Here is a 15,648-nt window from a genome sequence, read left to right as displayed (position 1 = left end):
GACACTATGTAAAGCTTGCAACACAATAATATCTGATCATAAATAAATGGAGTTATAATTATGACATCTATCCCCGATAAAATTTCAGCTCAAGTTATAGATACATTTGAAAAGGTTGCTAGTCCTGCTTCTCGTGCAGGAGTAACAGTTGAGCGTGTAGGTAAGCTAATAGAGGGAGATATATCAAGCCCATCTATCGTAGCCCAAATTATTAGTGAACGTAGCTCGAATGGCTTTACATACGATGAAAGCGATGTTGAAACCATGCGTAAGCTGCACCTAGATTCTAAGACAACTGTTGGTATAACAGTTAAACAAGTCAATGCTTTAACAAAAGACTACGAAGATTATGTCATAGGTGATAATTGCGTGTTATCTCACTAATACAAATACGGTTTCAAAAAAAGTTGTAAGATTCATGAGCAGAGTCTTACAACACACTTTATTTCTAATAATTAATAACAATTTATTTTAAATCAGTGTATGGAGTAAAAGTAATAGCTTTAGCTGTACTTCCCTGATCTTCTAGACCTAGCTCTAAACACACTATTCTGTATATATTTTTAGGGAATCCTCCTTCAAAATCCCATATATCTCGGCTATTACTCATCCTAACTACTCCTGAGATATTTGGATATTTATCTTCTAACCTATTATTAGTTATATATCTAGATAGTGATTTGCTTTTAGTGAAATTCAATACAATTACTTCTTCTATGAGCTCATGTAGCTCTTTAGCATATGTATCATTTAAGCTATGTTTTTCAGCTAACTCTTCAACTGTTTTCATATTGTGACCTTTCATTTTTAGTTGAAATTCTTTGTATTTAAAAAATCATTATAATATGCATGAAATGCACCCTACAAAGCATCAACTTCAGTTCCTTGCCAACCCCGCACATCAATCTTACCCGTAACGGCAGCAGATATTAAAGCGGTGCGACGTTCTCTTAGCAATTCAATTTGTAATTGCGCTTTATTAGATAATTCATCAAATTTCTTCAATGACTCTTCAACATACACAGCTATATCATTTTGTTCACTTTCTGGTGGCACAGGAAATATAAACTCTATCGCATCTGATACATTAAACTGTTTTTGTGCAGCACCATATGAAGCATTGTTTACCTGCTGTTTGCCAACCCAAATATTCATAGCAGCACAAAGCCAGTCAGAATTAAACTGACCTCTTCTTATTATGATTATAGAAGCACAGTTTGCTCCTTCTAATTCTTCAGTAACAACGGCAGTAACTCCAGGATAACCTACTCGTATTGATACTAAGTCACGATGATGCAATTGAGACGGCTTTAAAATATCGCTATTTTTTTGAGAGATTCTTCTAGTTTTAGTTAGATCAAAACTAAATGCTTTTACATCACCACCAAATATAAAATAAACACCTTCGTCTTGTGTATAAGTAGAAGGATTAATAACAAGCCCTACACCTACTTTTGGCGATATGTATTTTAGACGTTTTACTATCCAATGCTCAGGCACTTCCCCCAACCATTCAACGCCAGAATCTTTCATCGGCGCATCAGGGCTTAAGCCCTTCGTCACGGCATGACTGATGACCGCTTGGCGCTTTTCTTTTAACAGTTGAATGAGGGTTTGCTGTTTTTCGATTAAAGTATCGATTTGAGCGGTTTCATGGTCGAGGAAGTTGGCGATTTGGGTTTGTTCATTAATATCAGGAACAGCTATCGGATATGTATTAATAATCTCAGCAGGAACACGTCGCAATCCCCCAGCACCTGTCATAGCAGCTGTAGCTACACTAATAAATATGGTCTCTAGTAAACGATAGAATAGGTAACGGTTATTAACCTTGTCATTAACTCGTAAAACGAATATTTCAGACGATCCAAAACCAACCCCATTAATGAGATCTCTAGCTATAGTAGTGTTATTATTTTCAAAGCATGGAGTCACTTTTGCAACTAGAATATCTTCATTTTCAAAATAGGTATAACCGTCATAAACGTCTTTGATGACTTTTTTTTCATTTAAAACAAGACTATTGAATTTGAGCTTTTCCATTGGCACAAAACTACATTCATCAGACATTAAATCTTGAGATAGCGTAGACTTTTTTGGATTAAGAATTGCTAGATGTTTTATAGGTACAACTTCCCAGTGACTTGGAATATTTCCCAGCCACTCAACCCCTGATTCCTTATATTGTTCATATTGCTGATACTTCGCCATTACGAATGCACCTCACCCAATAACTGCATAATCTCAGCGCTAACCGCATCCAAGTCTGCATCAATCTCGGCAAGCGGACGTGGCGGCTCATACACATAGAAATGACGGTTAAACGGTATCTCAAAGCCCACGATGCCAATCTCTTCATCGATTGCATCTGTCTTATCTACATTGATCCAAGCATCAGGTACATGCGGCTGAACTTCACGGACGAAGTAACTTTCAATCAGCTCAATAGTCGTTACCTCAGGATTCAGCGGCACGTTTTCGTAGTCACGTAGGTCGCTGTCTGTTTGGAACTCAACACTTTTGGTCTTGCTGGCAGGATCGGTGCTATTTTTTGGACGATAAGTAAACGCACCATAGAGAGGGTTAGCAACCTTGACTACTTTTTTGATGACGGGTTCTGCTTCAGGGTTTTTCCAAGTGATGGCATCTAGCAGCTGCTTTTTCTCTTTCGCATCAAGGCTCATATCATCACTGGCATCAGCATCTTTTAACGCTTGCTTAAGTACTTTTTCAAACTGATTGAAATCATCGAATTGGTTTTCACCGATAGCCGCTTGTAAGGCTTTGGCCTTATTCATGATCTCAAGCTGATCTTGCCAGAGCTTGGCATCGAGCACGTCTTTTATCTGCTTCTCTTTTAGTTCTGAGAAGTCGGCTTTAATCATTGCACGCGCTTCTAACGTGACCGCCGATAAGTCACCGTAGTTGCTTGTATCAGAATCGGTGTCGCTATCAGTCGTCCAACTACCACCAAAGGCGTCATATAGCGCTGGCATGACCATATCAAAAGGTTTAGGGGCATAGCGCAAGGTTTCGATAGCATCATCAGACAACTGAGCAGATAGACGTAGCGGACGCTCAATCGTAATACGGCGATAGCCAAACTCGTGAGTGGCAAATATCTTACTGGCAAAGGTCTTAGCAGGTTCCGCTTTAGGATTAGCAGACTGACGGCCACGGTTAGACTTCACTTCTTCAGGCTTATCGAGCACACGCGCATCAACCACCTCAAAGTCACCAAAGCTGCGGATGATGGTCTTGATATCGTCATCAGACATCTCGTTACGCTTTGAGCCAAGGGATTTACGCATCTTGCCGTATAGGTTACTGCCATCGATCAATTGCACATGACCTTTACGCTCAGCGGCTTTCTTATTGCTCAATACCCATACATAGGTAGCGATACCCGTGTTGTAGAACATATCGGTAGGCAGAGCGATAATGGCCTCTAGTAAATCGGCCTCAAGGATATAACGGCGAATCTCACTCTCGCCGCTGCCTGCGCCGCCCGTGAACAGCGGTGAACCATTTAAGATAATACCAATACGGCTGCCTTGGTTGCTATTTTGACCATTATTAGCTTCTTGCTCATTAGTAGTGATCGGACGCATCTTGCTAATCAAATGCATCAGGAACAATAGCGAGCCATCAGACACGCGCGGCAAGCCCGCCCCAAAGCGACCGTCAAAGCCTTTTTGCTCGTGCTCGTCTTTGATCTCACCTGATATCTTTTTCCAATCGACCCCAAACGGTGGATTCGATAGCATATAGTCGAATTTCTCCGCGACCAGTTGATCACTAGACAAAGTATTGCCCAGCTTAATGTTATTGACCTCTTGCCCTTTGATCAGCATGTCAGCTTTACAGATGGCATAAGACTCAGGATTGAGCTCTTGCCCATAGGTACGCATGACCGCATCAGGGTTTAGCTCTAGCACGTACTCCATCCCAGAGGATAGGAAGCCGCCCGTACCTGCTGTCGGGTCATAGATGGTGCGAATAATACCGTCTTTGGTCAAGGCGTCATCATCTTCCATAAACACTAGTGAAGTAGTCAAGCGGACGATATCACGCGGGGTAAAATGCTCTCCTGCCGTCTCGTTCGAGCTTTCAGCAAAGCGGCGAATCAGCTCTTCAAACACAAAGCCCATTTCATGGTTAGAAATTGTCTCAGGGCTAAGATCAGTAGTAGCGAACATCCGCACCACTTTATAGAGTAAGTTGGCATCGGCCAGTTGTCCAACAAACTCTTCAAACTTAAAGTGTTCAAATATCTCGCGTGCGTCTTTAGAGAAGGATTGCACGTAGGTATTAAGGTTATCTTTAATATCGCTTTGACCCATCTTGCTCAGATCCATCGGCGAGGTATTGTAAAACGGTCGCTTGCTGGCACGAATGATGAACTTCTCTTGCGCTTCCTCTGGCAGACCCTTATCAGCGATACGCTCGCTCTCTGCCACCACATCAGCTTTGGTTTCTTCTAATACGCACTCTAAACGTCGCAATAGTGTGAAAGGCAAGATGATACGACCGTATTGAGATTGCTTAAAGTCACCGCGCAATAGGTCAGCGACAGACCAGATGAAAGCCGCTGTTTGAGAGAAGTTTTTGGTCATGGGGTCGTCTTATTGTTTGTTGTGCAAGGTTGGATAATGTTATAAAAAGCTAGAACAAATAAATGTCCAGTAAGATACTGAGAACTATATCAGATTTAAAGGTGAGTTACAGGTGTGGCAGGTGTTGTTGATAAAAATCAAATCAATATAAAGATAGCATAGATACTATTCATAGTACCTTATCCTTATATAACGGTGTTTTCGTCACTTTTCGTCACCCCTAGAGGCCTATTTTAAGCATATAAAAAAGCTATTTATTTAAAATTTAATCATACAATACAAATACTTATGCATATACTACTGATTAGGTAAAATCATAAAGTGACAATATAAACATGGAAGCGTGACGAAAGTGACGATTATAAAGATAATGGACTATGGGACGTTATGATTAATACATTTACATATCTAATGAATGCCTACTTCTATCAAGAGTGGTGGGCAGAGTATTCCGATCCTAGCGCTAATGATAAAGACGTACTATTACGTTTCGCGAGTAATGAAAATATGGAAATATTAAACAGCTTAGTTCAAGAGATTGAATATATACTAGCAAATGATCTTGCAAAGACAACTTTTGAAACTAACAGCTTTGATTTCGATCCTTTACTACGTGGTTACTCTAGTGAGCAAGCATGGGTTGAATCAGTTTATAAGATACTAATTGTTGAAATCAGATAATTTACTTTCATTAACATAATTTTTTTGTAAGTGGTCATCACCTTTTCTATGGTAAGCATATAGAGTAACAATAGAAAAATGTTGTACATACTGTTGTGCATATTAAAAATATATTTACTAAATTTATTTTATTATCAATAACTTATAATAACTCATTGACTCCCGCCGAGCGCACCAATCATTGTATTTCCCCCTTCCCTAGCACTACCTTACATTGCTCACCCTTATGCAAATATGTCTTTAAAGATATTTGTGTTTGTTGCTCTGCGCCTATCTTTCTGAATGTTTTGCTTATAACGTGAGCTTATTCTGCCTCTTGCAAATTAGCCGTTAGTTGCGCGCGGCTAGGGACACGGTGGTAGTTAATCACTGGCACATCACCAAGACGGCGCTGCCCTGTGGCAAGCTTCCTGTCGATGGTAATCATGGCAATTTTTTTATCTTGCTTACTCAGTAATAAATGATTTGCCTTACGGGTCACTCGATAATTAGGGAAATATTTCTTTAATAGTGCAGAGGTCTTCTGTAAGCCATCATGAGACTTATCTTTTTTTGACTGTGTGTACCCATTCTGCTCTCCTACTTTTGCCCCACGTGACTTTGCCACCAGCCATAAGGCGGCGATAACGGCAAACAATATGACAAGCCACCAAATTCCATCTATCATAAGAAGAGTATCCATTATTAGCAAGGGGTAGCTTATGTTAGCAGAATTATCACCAGCGTTAATAGCAGAAGTACAGGATGCAGCGAAACTATTGGCTTCCTCACAGCGTATTTGTGTTTTAACGGGGGCAGGAATTTCAGCAGAAAGCGGCATTCCAACTTTTCGAGATAAGCAAACAGGCTTATGGGAAAACTATCATGCAGAGGACTTGGCCACACCAACTGCGTTCGCCCGCGACCCAAAACTGGTATGGTCGTGGTATCAATGGCGCAGAGAGTTGGTAGCGGATAAAACGCCAAATCCCGCGCATGTTGCCTTAGCCCAGTGGCAGCAACATATCAAAGCAAACCATCAGCAGTTAACGCTCATCACTCAAAATGTCGATGACTTACATGAACAAGCTGGCAGTACCGTGTCTCATCTGCATGGGAATCTGTGGCGTAATCGTTGTAGTCAGTGTAAAGCACCTTATCAAAGCAACCCAGAAGGCTCATCTAATAGCGAGAATGACACAGATTTTACTGATACGTTAATCACTTGCCAGCACTGTGGCGGTTATATCAGGCCAGATATCGTTTGGTTTGGAGAAGCGCTGCCCGTACAGGCATGGCAGACGGCAGAGGACGCCGCTGCCAGCTGTGAAGTGTTTATCAGTATTGGTACCTCAAGCCTCGTTTATCCTGCTGCGGGACTGGCCCAGTTAGCAAAGCACAATGGCGCCAAAATCATTGAAATAAATCCAAATCCGACGCCAAATACTGTCGTTGATACAACGTTAGCAGAAAAAGCGGGGGTGATAATGCCAGCACTCATACAAGCAATCAATAAGTTATAATTATGGCTGTGTGACGAATCATAAAATCTAACACTAGCTTAGGGGCTGAGTTCGTTTAACTTTTTATCAGACCAAAAAAAAGGCTTAACGGTTTGTATCAACCATTAAGCTTTGTACGAGACCACGATCCAAACAGGTCTTATTGTAACGCTAGATCAACTTTCGCTAAATACGCCTCTTTTAATTCATCATCTATAAATGCCGAACGAAAAGAATTTTTCACCAAGGTTATGACATCATCTTCCGTGATCGGTAGATTCTCATATAAGTTGATAAAGTTTTGATTGACGTAGCCTTTAAAGTACGCTGGATCGTCTGAGTTAACACTGATATTTAGACCATAATCCAACAGCTCTTTGATGTTGTGCTCTTTATAGGTTTCAAAAACTTTCAGTTCGATATTTGAGTTGGGGCAGACAGTCAGCGGCATTTGCTCGTCTTTGAGTCGTTGCATCAGCTCTGGACTTTTTATAGATTGCACACCATGATCGATTCTATTGATATTCAATAAATCTAACGCTTCGTAAATGTACGAAAAATCTGCCTCTTCACCTGCATGGGCCACCAATTTAAAGCCTTCTTCTTTGGCCTTTTTAAATACCTCTTTAAACTTCGATGGCGGATTGCCCAGCTCTGATGAATCAAGACCAACACCAATGATGTCGTCTTTGAATGCTAAAGCTTGCTCTAACGTTTCAAAGGCGTCTTCTTGGGATAAATGACGCAAAAAGCACATAATAATACAAGACGTGATGCCGTACTTTTCTTTAGCATCCGCAAGCGCCTCTTTGATACCCGTTATCACAGCCTCAAAAGGCACGCCTCTTTCTGTATGTGTCTGGGGATCAAAAAAGATCTCCGTGTGGATGACATTGTCCTCAACACATTTAAGAATGTATTCCCAAGTCAAATCATAAAAGTCATCTTTGGTGAGCAGAACATTTGCACCCGCATAGTAAATGTCTAAAAAGGTTTGCAAATTGGTGAAGTTATAAGCCTTGCGTACATCTTCTATGTTTTCATAAGGAATCTTTACGTCGTTCTTTTTGGCCAATCGAAACATCAGCTCAGGTTCTAGTGAGCCTTCAATATGTAGATGCAGTTCCGCTTTCGGTAGTTTCTTTATTAACTCAATCATAGTGTTCCAGTAGTGTTTTTTATCAAGACAGGCAGACGATACATGGGCTTAAATGCGACACACATCAGTCATTTTCTGTGGCTAGACGCGTATTATATTTGAATTACCCTCAAAACCCCATAGGCTAAAAGCAAACCATTTAACGCGATGAATGTGCCCTTTATCAATAAGAAGACTCATAGAAATAGCTAATCATAGTACTTACCTCAAAAACACCACCGTATCAGACAACTCATTACCAGCTGGATTGTGCTCAAGATGATAGTACTGACGCAGCAATTGTCCCACCTCATCTAACAGTTCAGTCAAACTTTCTTCTGTTTTCTTATTCGCAATACCTGATAGCGCTTTTTCACACATCGCTCGCCATACCGTTGGGCTGACGTGCGCGCTGATGCCACGATCAGCGACTATCTCTAGCTGATGCTCACAAATATTGACATAGATCAAAACACCGGTGTTTTCTTCGGTATCCCAAACTCGATACTCACTAAACAAGTCAATCGCACGGTCGCGGCAGCCGATGTGATAGGCCTCTTGAATGGGTAGATGGTTTTCTACAATCAAAAACACCTCACCCCGATGTCCACGCTCAGCGCGTGTTACTTTATCTGTTAAACGTGCTTTGGCGTCTGCTGTCAGCCACTTACTATGCAATAAAGGGACAAACAAGACTTGACGCCACCAGCGGGCAAAACTGGAATTTGAAGCGCTGTTTTCTGCCATTATATTATTTCCTCAAGTACGTCATTACTGACGTTCATTTAGTGAATGGGTCTACCACGAGCCGCCAGCACCGCCGCCGCCAAAGCCACCACCACCGCCGCCAAAGCCGCCGCCTCCGAAACCACCACCGCCAAAGCCGCCTCCGCCGCCCATGCCTGGTAGGAAAATCATGCCGCCGCCTCTTCGACCACCTTTACCGCCGCCGCCTTTGCCACCACCACCGCGTGAAATCAGGAACATCCAGATAAATATCGCCATAATCAGCGTCATAAAAAAGCCGCCGCCGAGTGCCAATGAGCCGGCAAAAAAACCTCCGGCCGTCAGGATCGAGCCAAAAACGCGGCCAAAGATGCTGGTAATAAAACTACCAAATATCATCGCCATGACGAATAAAAAAACGGGTGATGAGTTGTCACCGACATCGTTTGGATTTTGACTACGTTCGGCCGCTTGCGCATCGGCACGCGCCAAAACCTCAGGGTCAGCGCTCAGACGCGCTTTTAAGGCCTCAACCCCAGCTAAAATCCCAGCGCCATAGTTGTCCTGTTTAAATAGCGGGGTGATCTCTTCCCGAATGATACGATTGACCGCAGCATCTGGCAACACGCCCTCTAGGCCGTAGCCCGTTAAAATATACATGTCACGGTCATTGACCGCAACGACAATTAACAAACCATCATCGATGTCTTGATCGCCAAGCTGCCATTTTTCTGCCACTTGCAAGGCATAGTCAAAGATAGGCAGACCATTGGTCGTCGGTACGATGACAACAGCTGCTTGTGCTAGACCTTGCTGGTAGATATTTCTAAGCTGTGCTTCCAAGCGCTGTTTTTCTTGCGGGTTTAAAATATTGGCCTGATCAATCACTGGCTCATTTAATATCAGTTTGTCTGCATCGACACTAGGCGCGCTTGATTGTACAGAAGGGCGAGTGGCTGCTGAGGTCTCAGTGGTGGCCTCACTGTTGGCCGCCACTGGGTTAATGGCATCATTGCCCAGTACAGCGTCATTGATGGCTTCATTGGACTCACCGGCTTTGGCAATAGCCACCAAATCCTCGACGCTACGGTCTTGTATGCTTGAGGGGTTATTTTCTGTCGCCACAGCCGTGTCAGCAGGCGCAGCATGCAGCACAGAGGCACTACTCATGCTTAGGGTGAACAACAATGTTGATAAGATTGCTTTGGAATTATTCATCTACTCTATACCACCTCAAGTGACATCGGTACTAAATTATTAATAGGCATTCATAACCATCAACACCTTTAAAACAAATCTGGTAGTGCCCTCTAAACCCGCAACCAGGCAAATACCTCGCTACTTAATACATTCAATTAACGTTACTCAGCTGTCGCTGCGTTATCATCACCGAAGTCGACACTTGGCGCAGTTGAGATAGCCTCTTCATTCGCCACGCTAAAGTTTGGCTTAGCATCCATACCAAACACTTTCGCCGTGATGTTGGTTGGGAACTGGCGCACAGTGGTATTGTAGGCTTGTACCTCTTGTATATAACGGTTACGAGCGACAGCAATCCGGTTTTCAGTGCCTTCGAGCTGTGCTTGTAAGTCTTGGAACAACGCATCTGACTTTAGCTCAGGATAACGCTCAGACACTGCCATCAGACGTGATAATGCCCCTGTCATTTGTTCTTGCGCAGCCGCATAACGCTCCATCGCTTCTGGATCATTGAGTACCTCAGGCGTCACGGTGATACTGCCAGCACGTGAGCGAGCCTCAGCCACTTGAGTAAACACTTCTTGTTCTTGCTCCGCATACTGCTGTACCACTTTGACCAAGTTTGGCACCAAATCAGAACGGCGTTGATACTGGTTGACCACTTCTGACCACGACGCCGTCACCTGCTCGTCTTGGGCTTGAAGGTTATTATAGCCACAACCGCTTAGACCAACAGTAGAAGTTGCTAATACTGCTGCAAGCAACATGGGTTTTACAATTGATTGACGCGTCATCGATGTCTCTCCTAATGATGATAAATAACAAACAGCCAGTCACAGCTTTTAATCTTGTTTTCAGAACGCCTGACTACTGGAACTCCTGATTACTGTCAGTAACGTTCTGTGGAACTGTATTTTTATTCAAAAACTATAAACATAAGTACAGATACAAAAAATATGCGCTGGGTGATCAAATACTAATCATACGCTCAAGTTATACTCAGGTTTATAGCCTATAAGTTATCCTAACAATAATGGCGTGATAACGGCACTTTTACAATTCACCGTTACCAAAAAACAACCGCAAACCCTTATTTTGATGCCGCTTTCCGTCCCTTGCTATTCATAGATAGAGCGTGGTAAAAGCCGTGACAACGTTAGCGTTCTCGTTAGGTGATACATTTTTTAGTAGGCGGTTTTGCCACACCTAGCATCGTTATATGTCCCCACGTTAGCGTTATTTATGACAGTAACCACCTCACGCAAAAAGAATATATATGGTTATGTACAAAGAAAATTCTAGTAATTGGTAAAAAAATATGGCAAATTGCAGTTACGTAGCCGTACGGTTTGAATACATTTGGTAGTGGACTTATCGTTTGATTAGTACTAGCCAATCGTTGATTGATGTATAAAAGTGTCAATCAATTATTAGACAGTTGCTCACAGATTCAATCATCCACGCCCGTCCTGTCATCAATCGGTACGGCTCATAACAAGTTAAATACGATCAGTATTTAATGATTAGCCGCCTATTTTATCCGCTGGTCTACTTATAACTTATCTTATTTATGATGTGATAATAAGATGCACCAGTAATAAAGACAGCAAAAGCGTGGCAAATGTCGCTGATAGAAATATTGGCGTCAGTAGGTGTTATGCAAACCGTCAATGTTGCTGATGAGCTAAGCGGATAAATACAGACAACTACAGTCCATTCTTAGTGGCTAAGCGCGTATGAGACTTATCTGATATATAAGTCAATGTAGCTAATTTAACTGCTTAACTTAAATAAGTAAGTTAACCAGTTAGCTTACTCCTAGCATACAGAGCCACTTTGAGACAGTACTAGGAATATACATATGGAAGGTTTAGTTAACTTAGTAAACGGAATTATCTGGAGCCCCGCACTGATCTATCTGTGTTTGGGCGCGGGCCTGTTCTATTCCATTCTGACGCGCTTTGTACAAGTGCGTTTATTCGGTGAAATGATCAAATTGCTCTTCACTGGTAAGTCCAGCCAACAAGGTATTTCATCATTTCAGGCACTTGCCGTCTCACTCGCAGGCCGTGTGGGTATGGGTAACATCGCAGGTGTTGCTGCGGCTATCGGCTTTGGTGGTCCGGGTGCCGTATTTTGGATGTGGATCGTGGCCTTCTTAGGCGCATCTACAGCTTACGTTGAGTCGACACTTGCACAGATTTATAAAGAAAAAGACACGGTCACTGGCGAGTACCGCGGTGGCCCTGCGTATTACTTTGAGCGTGCCCTTGGTCAAAAATGGTACGGTATCCTCTTTGCCATCGCCTCAATTTTGTCTTGTGGTATGTTCTTGCCAGGCGTTCAGGCTAACGGCGTTATCAATGCGTTCGCACAGGTAATGGGTGAAGGCACTGTCATGAGTATCGGCGCATTAGAAGTCGGTTCTATGCGTTTGGTCGCCCTAGCTATCATCCTAGTGGTTTTAGGTATCATCATCTTTGGTGGTATTAAACGTATTGCAACCTTTACTGAGTTTGCCGTCCCTTTTATGGCGTTAGGCTATATCGTGCTAGCCCTCATCATTATGTTCACTAACTTTGACATGATTCCACAAGTATTCGGTCTCATCATTAGCGATGCCTTTACGGCACAAGCAGGTTTCGGTGCGGCTATTGGTTGGGGTGTCAAACGTGGTATTTACTCAAACGAAGCAGGTCAAGGGACAGGCCCTCACGCTGCTGCTGCTGCTGAAGTTGAGCATCCATCACAGCAAGGTCTGGTACAGGCATTCTCAGTGTATGTTGATACATTGCTAGTATGTTCTGCTACTGCATTTATGATCTTGACGATGGGTACTTATAACATCCAAGGTACGCTACCAGACGGTCAGTTCATCGTACAGAATGTCGCTGCTACCACTGAGATCAACGCGCCTGCATTTACGCAAATGGCAATGGAATCTGTATACGGTGGTTTTGGTAATACCTTTATCGCGGTGGCTGTATTCTTCTTTGCCTTTACGACTATCTTGGCCTACTACTACATCGCTGAAGTGAACGTGGCTTACTTGACGCGCTTTCTCAGTCGCGGTGCCAATAAAACAGGCTTATTCTTAGTCAAAGTCCTCATCATGGTGATGGTTGCCTACGGTGGTCTAAACTCAGCGGGTTACATTTGGGCTATTGGTGATATTGGTGTTGGCCTCATGGCGTGGCTCAATATTGTTGGTATCTTGGTCATCTTTATCGTGGCACGTCCAACACTCACTATGCTTAAAGATTATGAAGCACAGCGTAAAGCTGGCGTTGCACGCTACAGTTTTGATCCTGCAAAATTCGGTATCAAAAATGCGCCTTATTGGGAAGAGCGTCATCTACTAGAGCAACAAAGACTGGCGGCTGATCCACTACGTAAAGAGCGTAAGTAATCACGACAGCGGTTGCTAAATAAGTATCTTAAATAAAAGCCCGAGGCCATCGTCTCGGGCTTTTTTCATTTTGAACGTTGAATGCGTAAAGCTATAGCATAGCAAAGTGAAATGTGGCGTTAAATCGGCATTCTCTCATTGATACCTCCCCACTATGTATGGCTACCCATGCTAAGCGCGCTTCTAATGTCTCTGTGGCACCATTCCTGAGAGTTTCTTGGATAACAGCCAAGCACAAAAAAGCCCAGCTCATCGCTAGGCTCTTTAGGTAACATCTGCAAATTATAGCAATCGTTTACACAGGCTTATTTTGGTAATAATACGGTATCGATTACATGTACCACACCATTGGTTGCCATCATGTCTGTGCCAACGATATTGGCCGTGTTGCCACTCGCATCAGTGATCACATTATCTTCACTAATCATGAAGGCTTGGCCATTTGCCGTTTCAATATCAGTACCATAAGGAATATCAGACGCTGTCACGACCATAGGAACGACGTGATAAGGCAGAACGCTTTTTAGCGTCGCTTCATCAGCCAATAGCTCTTCTTTGGTCATGTCCAGCTTGGTTAACAAAGCAGCAAACGCCTCATCAGTAGGGGCAAATACCGTGTATTTGTCATCAGCCATCAGCATTGTATCCAGTCCAGCGGCTTGTAGTGCAGCCGTAAGAATGGTTAGATCTTCATTGCTCGCTGCCATCTCGCCAATGGTTTGCGTCCCGACTACGTCAGTTTCAGCCATTGGCTCAGCTTCCACCATTGGTTCAGCTTCAACAGCTGGATCTACTACCACCACTTCTTCAGTAGTGACTTCAGGCTCCACAGGATCTGCGACAGTTTCAGTGTCATTACAGGCCGCCAATGATATGGCAGCAGTAACAACCGCGATAGATAGTACCTTCTTCTTTAACATGAGTATTTCCTTATAAATGAATGATTAGACTATTGATTGAACAAATAATTTTGCTAAATAAATAGTATCTCTTAATGAATGAATGAATGTATGTATGTAACCAATGAATATAACAGTAAATACGTTATTAATTGCAAACATGGCACGTTAGCCAGCTTCAACTACCTCAAACCTGTTATACCAATTACTATGAGTGTAACTTATTATTTTTAGATTGATGCTTACTTAGGTAGTACCACTGTATTAATCACGTGTACCACTTGAGAATGGGCATCGAAAACAATGCCGCCTAAACAATGACCTCTGTCTGACACTTAGGGCAAAAAAGACGATAGCCAGTACCTAGACCAGCTTCGTCATATAACATGCGTTGTATAAAGTAATCAGGGGATCGTTTCCTACTCCCAACAACCAAAGTTTTTACTCACCCTTATTTCGGTAGTAATACTCTGTCAATGACGTGTACCACACCGTTATTAGCTGCGATATCGGTTTTTATGATATTCGTCGTACGACCGTTTTCATCCATCAACTTGCCTTGGCTAGTCACCATTAATGTATCGTTGCTCAGGGTCATGACGTTGCCTGGCTTCACGTCTTTAGCATACATCGCCATATCACCGTTGATCACGTGGTAACCTAAGATTTTGGTTAGCAATGGCTTATTGGCAAACAGCTGCGCTTTCGTCATCCCTGTTTCTTGCAGAGCTTGCACAAAGGCGGCGTTGGTTGGGGCAAATATGGTGTAATTGGCATTTGGATTGGCAAGCGCACCCGTTAGACCAGCTGCTTGTATCGCTTCTACGAGCAATGAGAAATCAGCGTTACTTTGGGCAACTTGTACCACGTTCATTTTTGCCATCGATTGACTGTGCATAGGCGCTTTCATATGTGCGCTCTTATGAGGCATCATATTATTACAAGCGCTTAGACCTGCGATTGAAACCGCTAATGTACCGATGGTAGCAATTTTACTAATTTTCATAACATTGTCCTTAATGATTAATTATTTTTTGACTACGATCTTACTGTCTTACAGATCAAATTGGTTTTCTAGAATACCTACTTGCTTGGCTGTTATTGATTCATACTGACAAATAGCAATCATTAACATTTACTAGTAAGTATTACTTATAAAAAACCAACTCTTCTGAAATTAAATTAACATATAAAGCCGTTTTATCAATTCCTCTTTCCGCTATTTTTTGTAGTATCGGTGTAAACCTTGTCTGACTTTTACGAATGCCCGTTGGCTTTCATTTATAAAAGCAAAGCTTTCTGTAATCTTTTAGCGAAATGATATTCATTTGTGCTAAACCATTTTATGCCATAGACTTTGATGCCATGCCCGTTCGTCATTAAACTGACATCAGGTTTATCAAATTGCCAAAGAGGAATAAGGACTATCCGGCGTACTATATGATTTTCATGCTAAAATAATCTGGATTTGCCGACGCCTTTTATAAAATTTTGCACC

The 15,648-nt window shown here is 42.5% G+C and carries 14 protein-coding genes; 4 read left to right on the top strand and 10 right to left on the bottom strand.

The genetic code is table 11. From position 1 onward, the window contains the following. Window positions 1-60 precede the first annotated feature (60 nt). The gene (locus tag DVY93_RS03650) at window positions 61-384 is read left to right on the top strand and encodes a hypothetical protein (protein ID WP_230709168.1); all 324 of its coding nucleotides are present in this window, start codon (window positions 61-63) and stop codon (window positions 382-384) included. Between the two features lie 82 nt (window positions 385-466). On the opposite strand, the gene DVY93_RS03645 is transcribed toward DVY93_RS03650, so the two are convergent. The 3 genes from DVY93_RS03645 to DVY93_RS03635 form a co-directional block, all read right to left on the bottom strand. Further along, on the bottom strand, window positions 467-790 hold the full coding sequence (locus DVY93_RS03645; protein WP_230709166.1) for a hypothetical protein: 324 nt from the start codon (window positions 788-790) through the stop codon (window positions 467-469). A 71-nt stretch (window positions 791-861) separates the two neighbouring features. After that, a complete protein-coding gene (locus DVY93_RS03640; protein ID WP_230709164.1) occupies window positions 862-2,211 on the bottom strand; it encodes a restriction endonuclease subunit S in 1,350 nt (449 codons plus the stop codon). Further along, the gene (locus DVY93_RS03635; protein ID WP_230709163.1) at window positions 2,211-4,616 is read right to left on the bottom strand and encodes a type I restriction-modification system subunit M; all 2,406 of its coding nucleotides are present in this window, start codon (window positions 4,614-4,616) and stop codon (window positions 2,211-2,213) included. The genes DVY93_RS03640 and DVY93_RS03635 overlap by 1 nt, the downstream gene beginning before the upstream one ends. A 387-nt stretch (window positions 4,617-5,003) precedes the next feature. Between DVY93_RS03635 and DVY93_RS03630 the strand changes: the two genes are divergently transcribed. Next, window positions 5,004-5,297, top strand: coding sequence for a contact-dependent growth inhibition system immunity protein (locus DVY93_RS03630; RefSeq protein ID WP_201580422.1), 294 nt, complete (start codon window positions 5,004-5,006; stop codon window positions 5,295-5,297). A 304-nt stretch (window positions 5,298-5,601) separates the two neighbouring features. Here the strand turns inward: DVY93_RS03630 and DVY93_RS03625 are convergent, their stop codons facing one another. Continuing rightward, window positions 5,602-5,964, bottom strand: a complete 363-nt coding sequence (locus DVY93_RS03625) for a hypothetical protein (RefSeq protein ID WP_230709160.1) — start codon at window positions 5,962-5,964, stop codon at window positions 5,602-5,604. Between the two features lie 34 nt (window positions 5,965-5,998). Here DVY93_RS03625 and DVY93_RS03620 point away from each other — a divergent pair, with 34 nt between their 5' ends. Then, window positions 5,999-6,799: an SIR2 family NAD-dependent protein deacylase gene (locus tag DVY93_RS03620; RefSeq protein WP_230709158.1), complete on the top strand. Its 801-nt coding sequence runs from the start codon at window positions 5,999-6,001 to the stop codon at window positions 6,797-6,799. 139 nt (window positions 6,800-6,938) lie between these two features. Here the strand turns inward: DVY93_RS03620 and DVY93_RS03615 are convergent, their stop codons facing one another. The 4 genes from DVY93_RS03615 to DVY93_RS03600 all read right to left on the bottom strand — a co-directional run bounded on the left by DVY93_RS03615 (window position 6,939) and on the right by DVY93_RS03600 (window position 10,636). Next, the gene (locus tag DVY93_RS03615) at window positions 6,939-7,937 is read right to left on the bottom strand and encodes an adenosine deaminase (protein WP_230709156.1); all 999 of its coding nucleotides are present in this window, start codon (window positions 7,935-7,937) and stop codon (window positions 6,939-6,941) included. Window positions 7,938-8,138: 201 nt separating this feature from the next. Further along, window positions 8,139-8,663 carry a TPM domain-containing protein gene (locus DVY93_RS03610; RefSeq protein WP_230709155.1) on the bottom strand — a complete coding sequence of 175 codons (525 nt, stop codon included), beginning with the start codon at window positions 8,661-8,663 and terminating at the stop codon, window positions 8,139-8,141. 51 nt (window positions 8,664-8,714) lie between these two features. Next, complete coding sequence (locus DVY93_RS03605; RefSeq protein WP_230709154.1) at window positions 8,715-9,860, bottom strand: TPM domain-containing protein; 1,146 nt, start codon at window positions 9,858-9,860, stop codon at window positions 8,715-8,717. A gap of 143 nt (window positions 9,861-10,003) precedes the next feature. Next, on the bottom strand, window positions 10,004-10,636 hold the full coding sequence (locus DVY93_RS03600) for a LemA family protein (protein WP_193005726.1): 633 nt from the start codon (window positions 10,634-10,636) through the stop codon (window positions 10,004-10,006). 1,067 nt (window positions 10,637-11,703) lie between these two features. Between DVY93_RS03600 and DVY93_RS03595 the strand changes: the two genes are divergently transcribed. Continuing rightward, a complete protein-coding gene (locus tag DVY93_RS03595; RefSeq protein WP_193005727.1) occupies window positions 11,704-13,251 on the top strand; it encodes an alanine/glycine:cation symporter family protein in 1,548 nt (515 codons plus the stop codon). Between the two features lie 305 nt (window positions 13,252-13,556). Here DVY93_RS03595 and DVY93_RS03590 read toward each other — a convergent pair whose 3' ends face one another. Together DVY93_RS03590 and DVY93_RS03585 are read right to left on the bottom strand one after the other, a co-directional pair. Beyond that, window positions 13,557-14,171: a fasciclin domain-containing protein gene (locus tag DVY93_RS03590; RefSeq protein ID WP_230709153.1), complete on the bottom strand. Its 615-nt coding sequence runs from the start codon at window positions 14,169-14,171 to the stop codon at window positions 13,557-13,559. A 430-nt stretch (window positions 14,172-14,601) separates the two neighbouring features. Then, the gene (locus DVY93_RS03585; RefSeq protein WP_193005729.1) at window positions 14,602-15,156 is read right to left on the bottom strand and encodes a fasciclin domain-containing protein; all 555 of its coding nucleotides are present in this window, start codon (window positions 15,154-15,156) and stop codon (window positions 14,602-14,604) included. Window positions 15,157-15,648 lie beyond the last annotated feature (492 nt).

Source organism: Psychrobacter sp. CCUG 69069 (genome assembly GCF_021023115.1).
Classification (GTDB): domain Bacteria; phylum Pseudomonadota; class Gammaproteobacteria; order Pseudomonadales; family Moraxellaceae; genus Psychrobacter; species Psychrobacter namhaensis.
Note: the sequence above shows the minus strand (reverse complement) of the source record. Positions and strands in the feature narration are given on the sequence as shown.

Excerpts from the sequence above, each read along its gene's own strand:
- DVY93_RS03650 (WP_230709168.1), top strand. The coding sequence starts at position 61 with ATGACATCTATCCCCGATAAAATTTCAGCTCAAGTTATAGATACATTT.
- DVY93_RS03645 (WP_230709166.1), bottom strand. The coding sequence starts at position 790 with ATGAAAACAGTTGAAGAGTTAGCTGAAAAACATAGCTTAAATGATACA.
- DVY93_RS03640 (WP_230709164.1), bottom strand. The coding sequence starts at position 2,211 with ATGGCGAAGTATCAGCAATATGAACAATATAAGGAATCAGGGGTTGAG.
- DVY93_RS03635 (WP_230709163.1), bottom strand. The coding sequence starts at position 4,616 with ATGACCAAAAACTTCTCTCAAACAGCGGCTTTCATCTGGTCTGTCGCT.
- DVY93_RS03630 (WP_201580422.1), top strand. The coding sequence starts at position 5,004 with ATGATTAATACATTTACATATCTAATGAATGCCTACTTCTATCAAGAG.
- DVY93_RS03625 (WP_230709160.1), bottom strand. The coding sequence starts at position 5,964 with ATGATAGATGGAATTTGGTGGCTTGTCATATTGTTTGCCGTTATCGCC.
- DVY93_RS03620 (WP_230709158.1), top strand. The coding sequence starts at position 5,999 with ATGTTAGCAGAATTATCACCAGCGTTAATAGCAGAAGTACAGGATGCA.
- DVY93_RS03615 (WP_230709156.1), bottom strand. The coding sequence starts at position 7,937 with ATGATTGAGTTAATAAAGAAACTACCGAAAGCGGAACTGCATCTACAT.
- DVY93_RS03610 (WP_230709155.1), bottom strand. The coding sequence starts at position 8,663 with ATGGCAGAAAACAGCGCTTCAAATTCCAGTTTTGCCCGCTGGTGGCGT.
- DVY93_RS03605 (WP_230709154.1), bottom strand. The coding sequence starts at position 9,860 with ATGAATAATTCCAAAGCAATCTTATCAACATTGTTGTTCACCCTAAGC.
- DVY93_RS03600 (WP_193005726.1), bottom strand. The coding sequence starts at position 10,636 with ATGACGCGTCAATCAATTGTAAAACCCATGTTGCTTGCAGCAGTATTA.
- DVY93_RS03595 (WP_193005727.1), top strand. The coding sequence starts at position 11,704 with ATGGAAGGTTTAGTTAACTTAGTAAACGGAATTATCTGGAGCCCCGCA.
- DVY93_RS03590 (WP_230709153.1), bottom strand. The coding sequence starts at position 14,171 with ATGTTAAAGAAGAAGGTACTATCTATCGCGGTTGTTACTGCTGCCATA.
- DVY93_RS03585 (WP_193005729.1), bottom strand. The coding sequence starts at position 15,156 with ATGAAAATTAGTAAAATTGCTACCATCGGTACATTAGCGGTTTCAATC.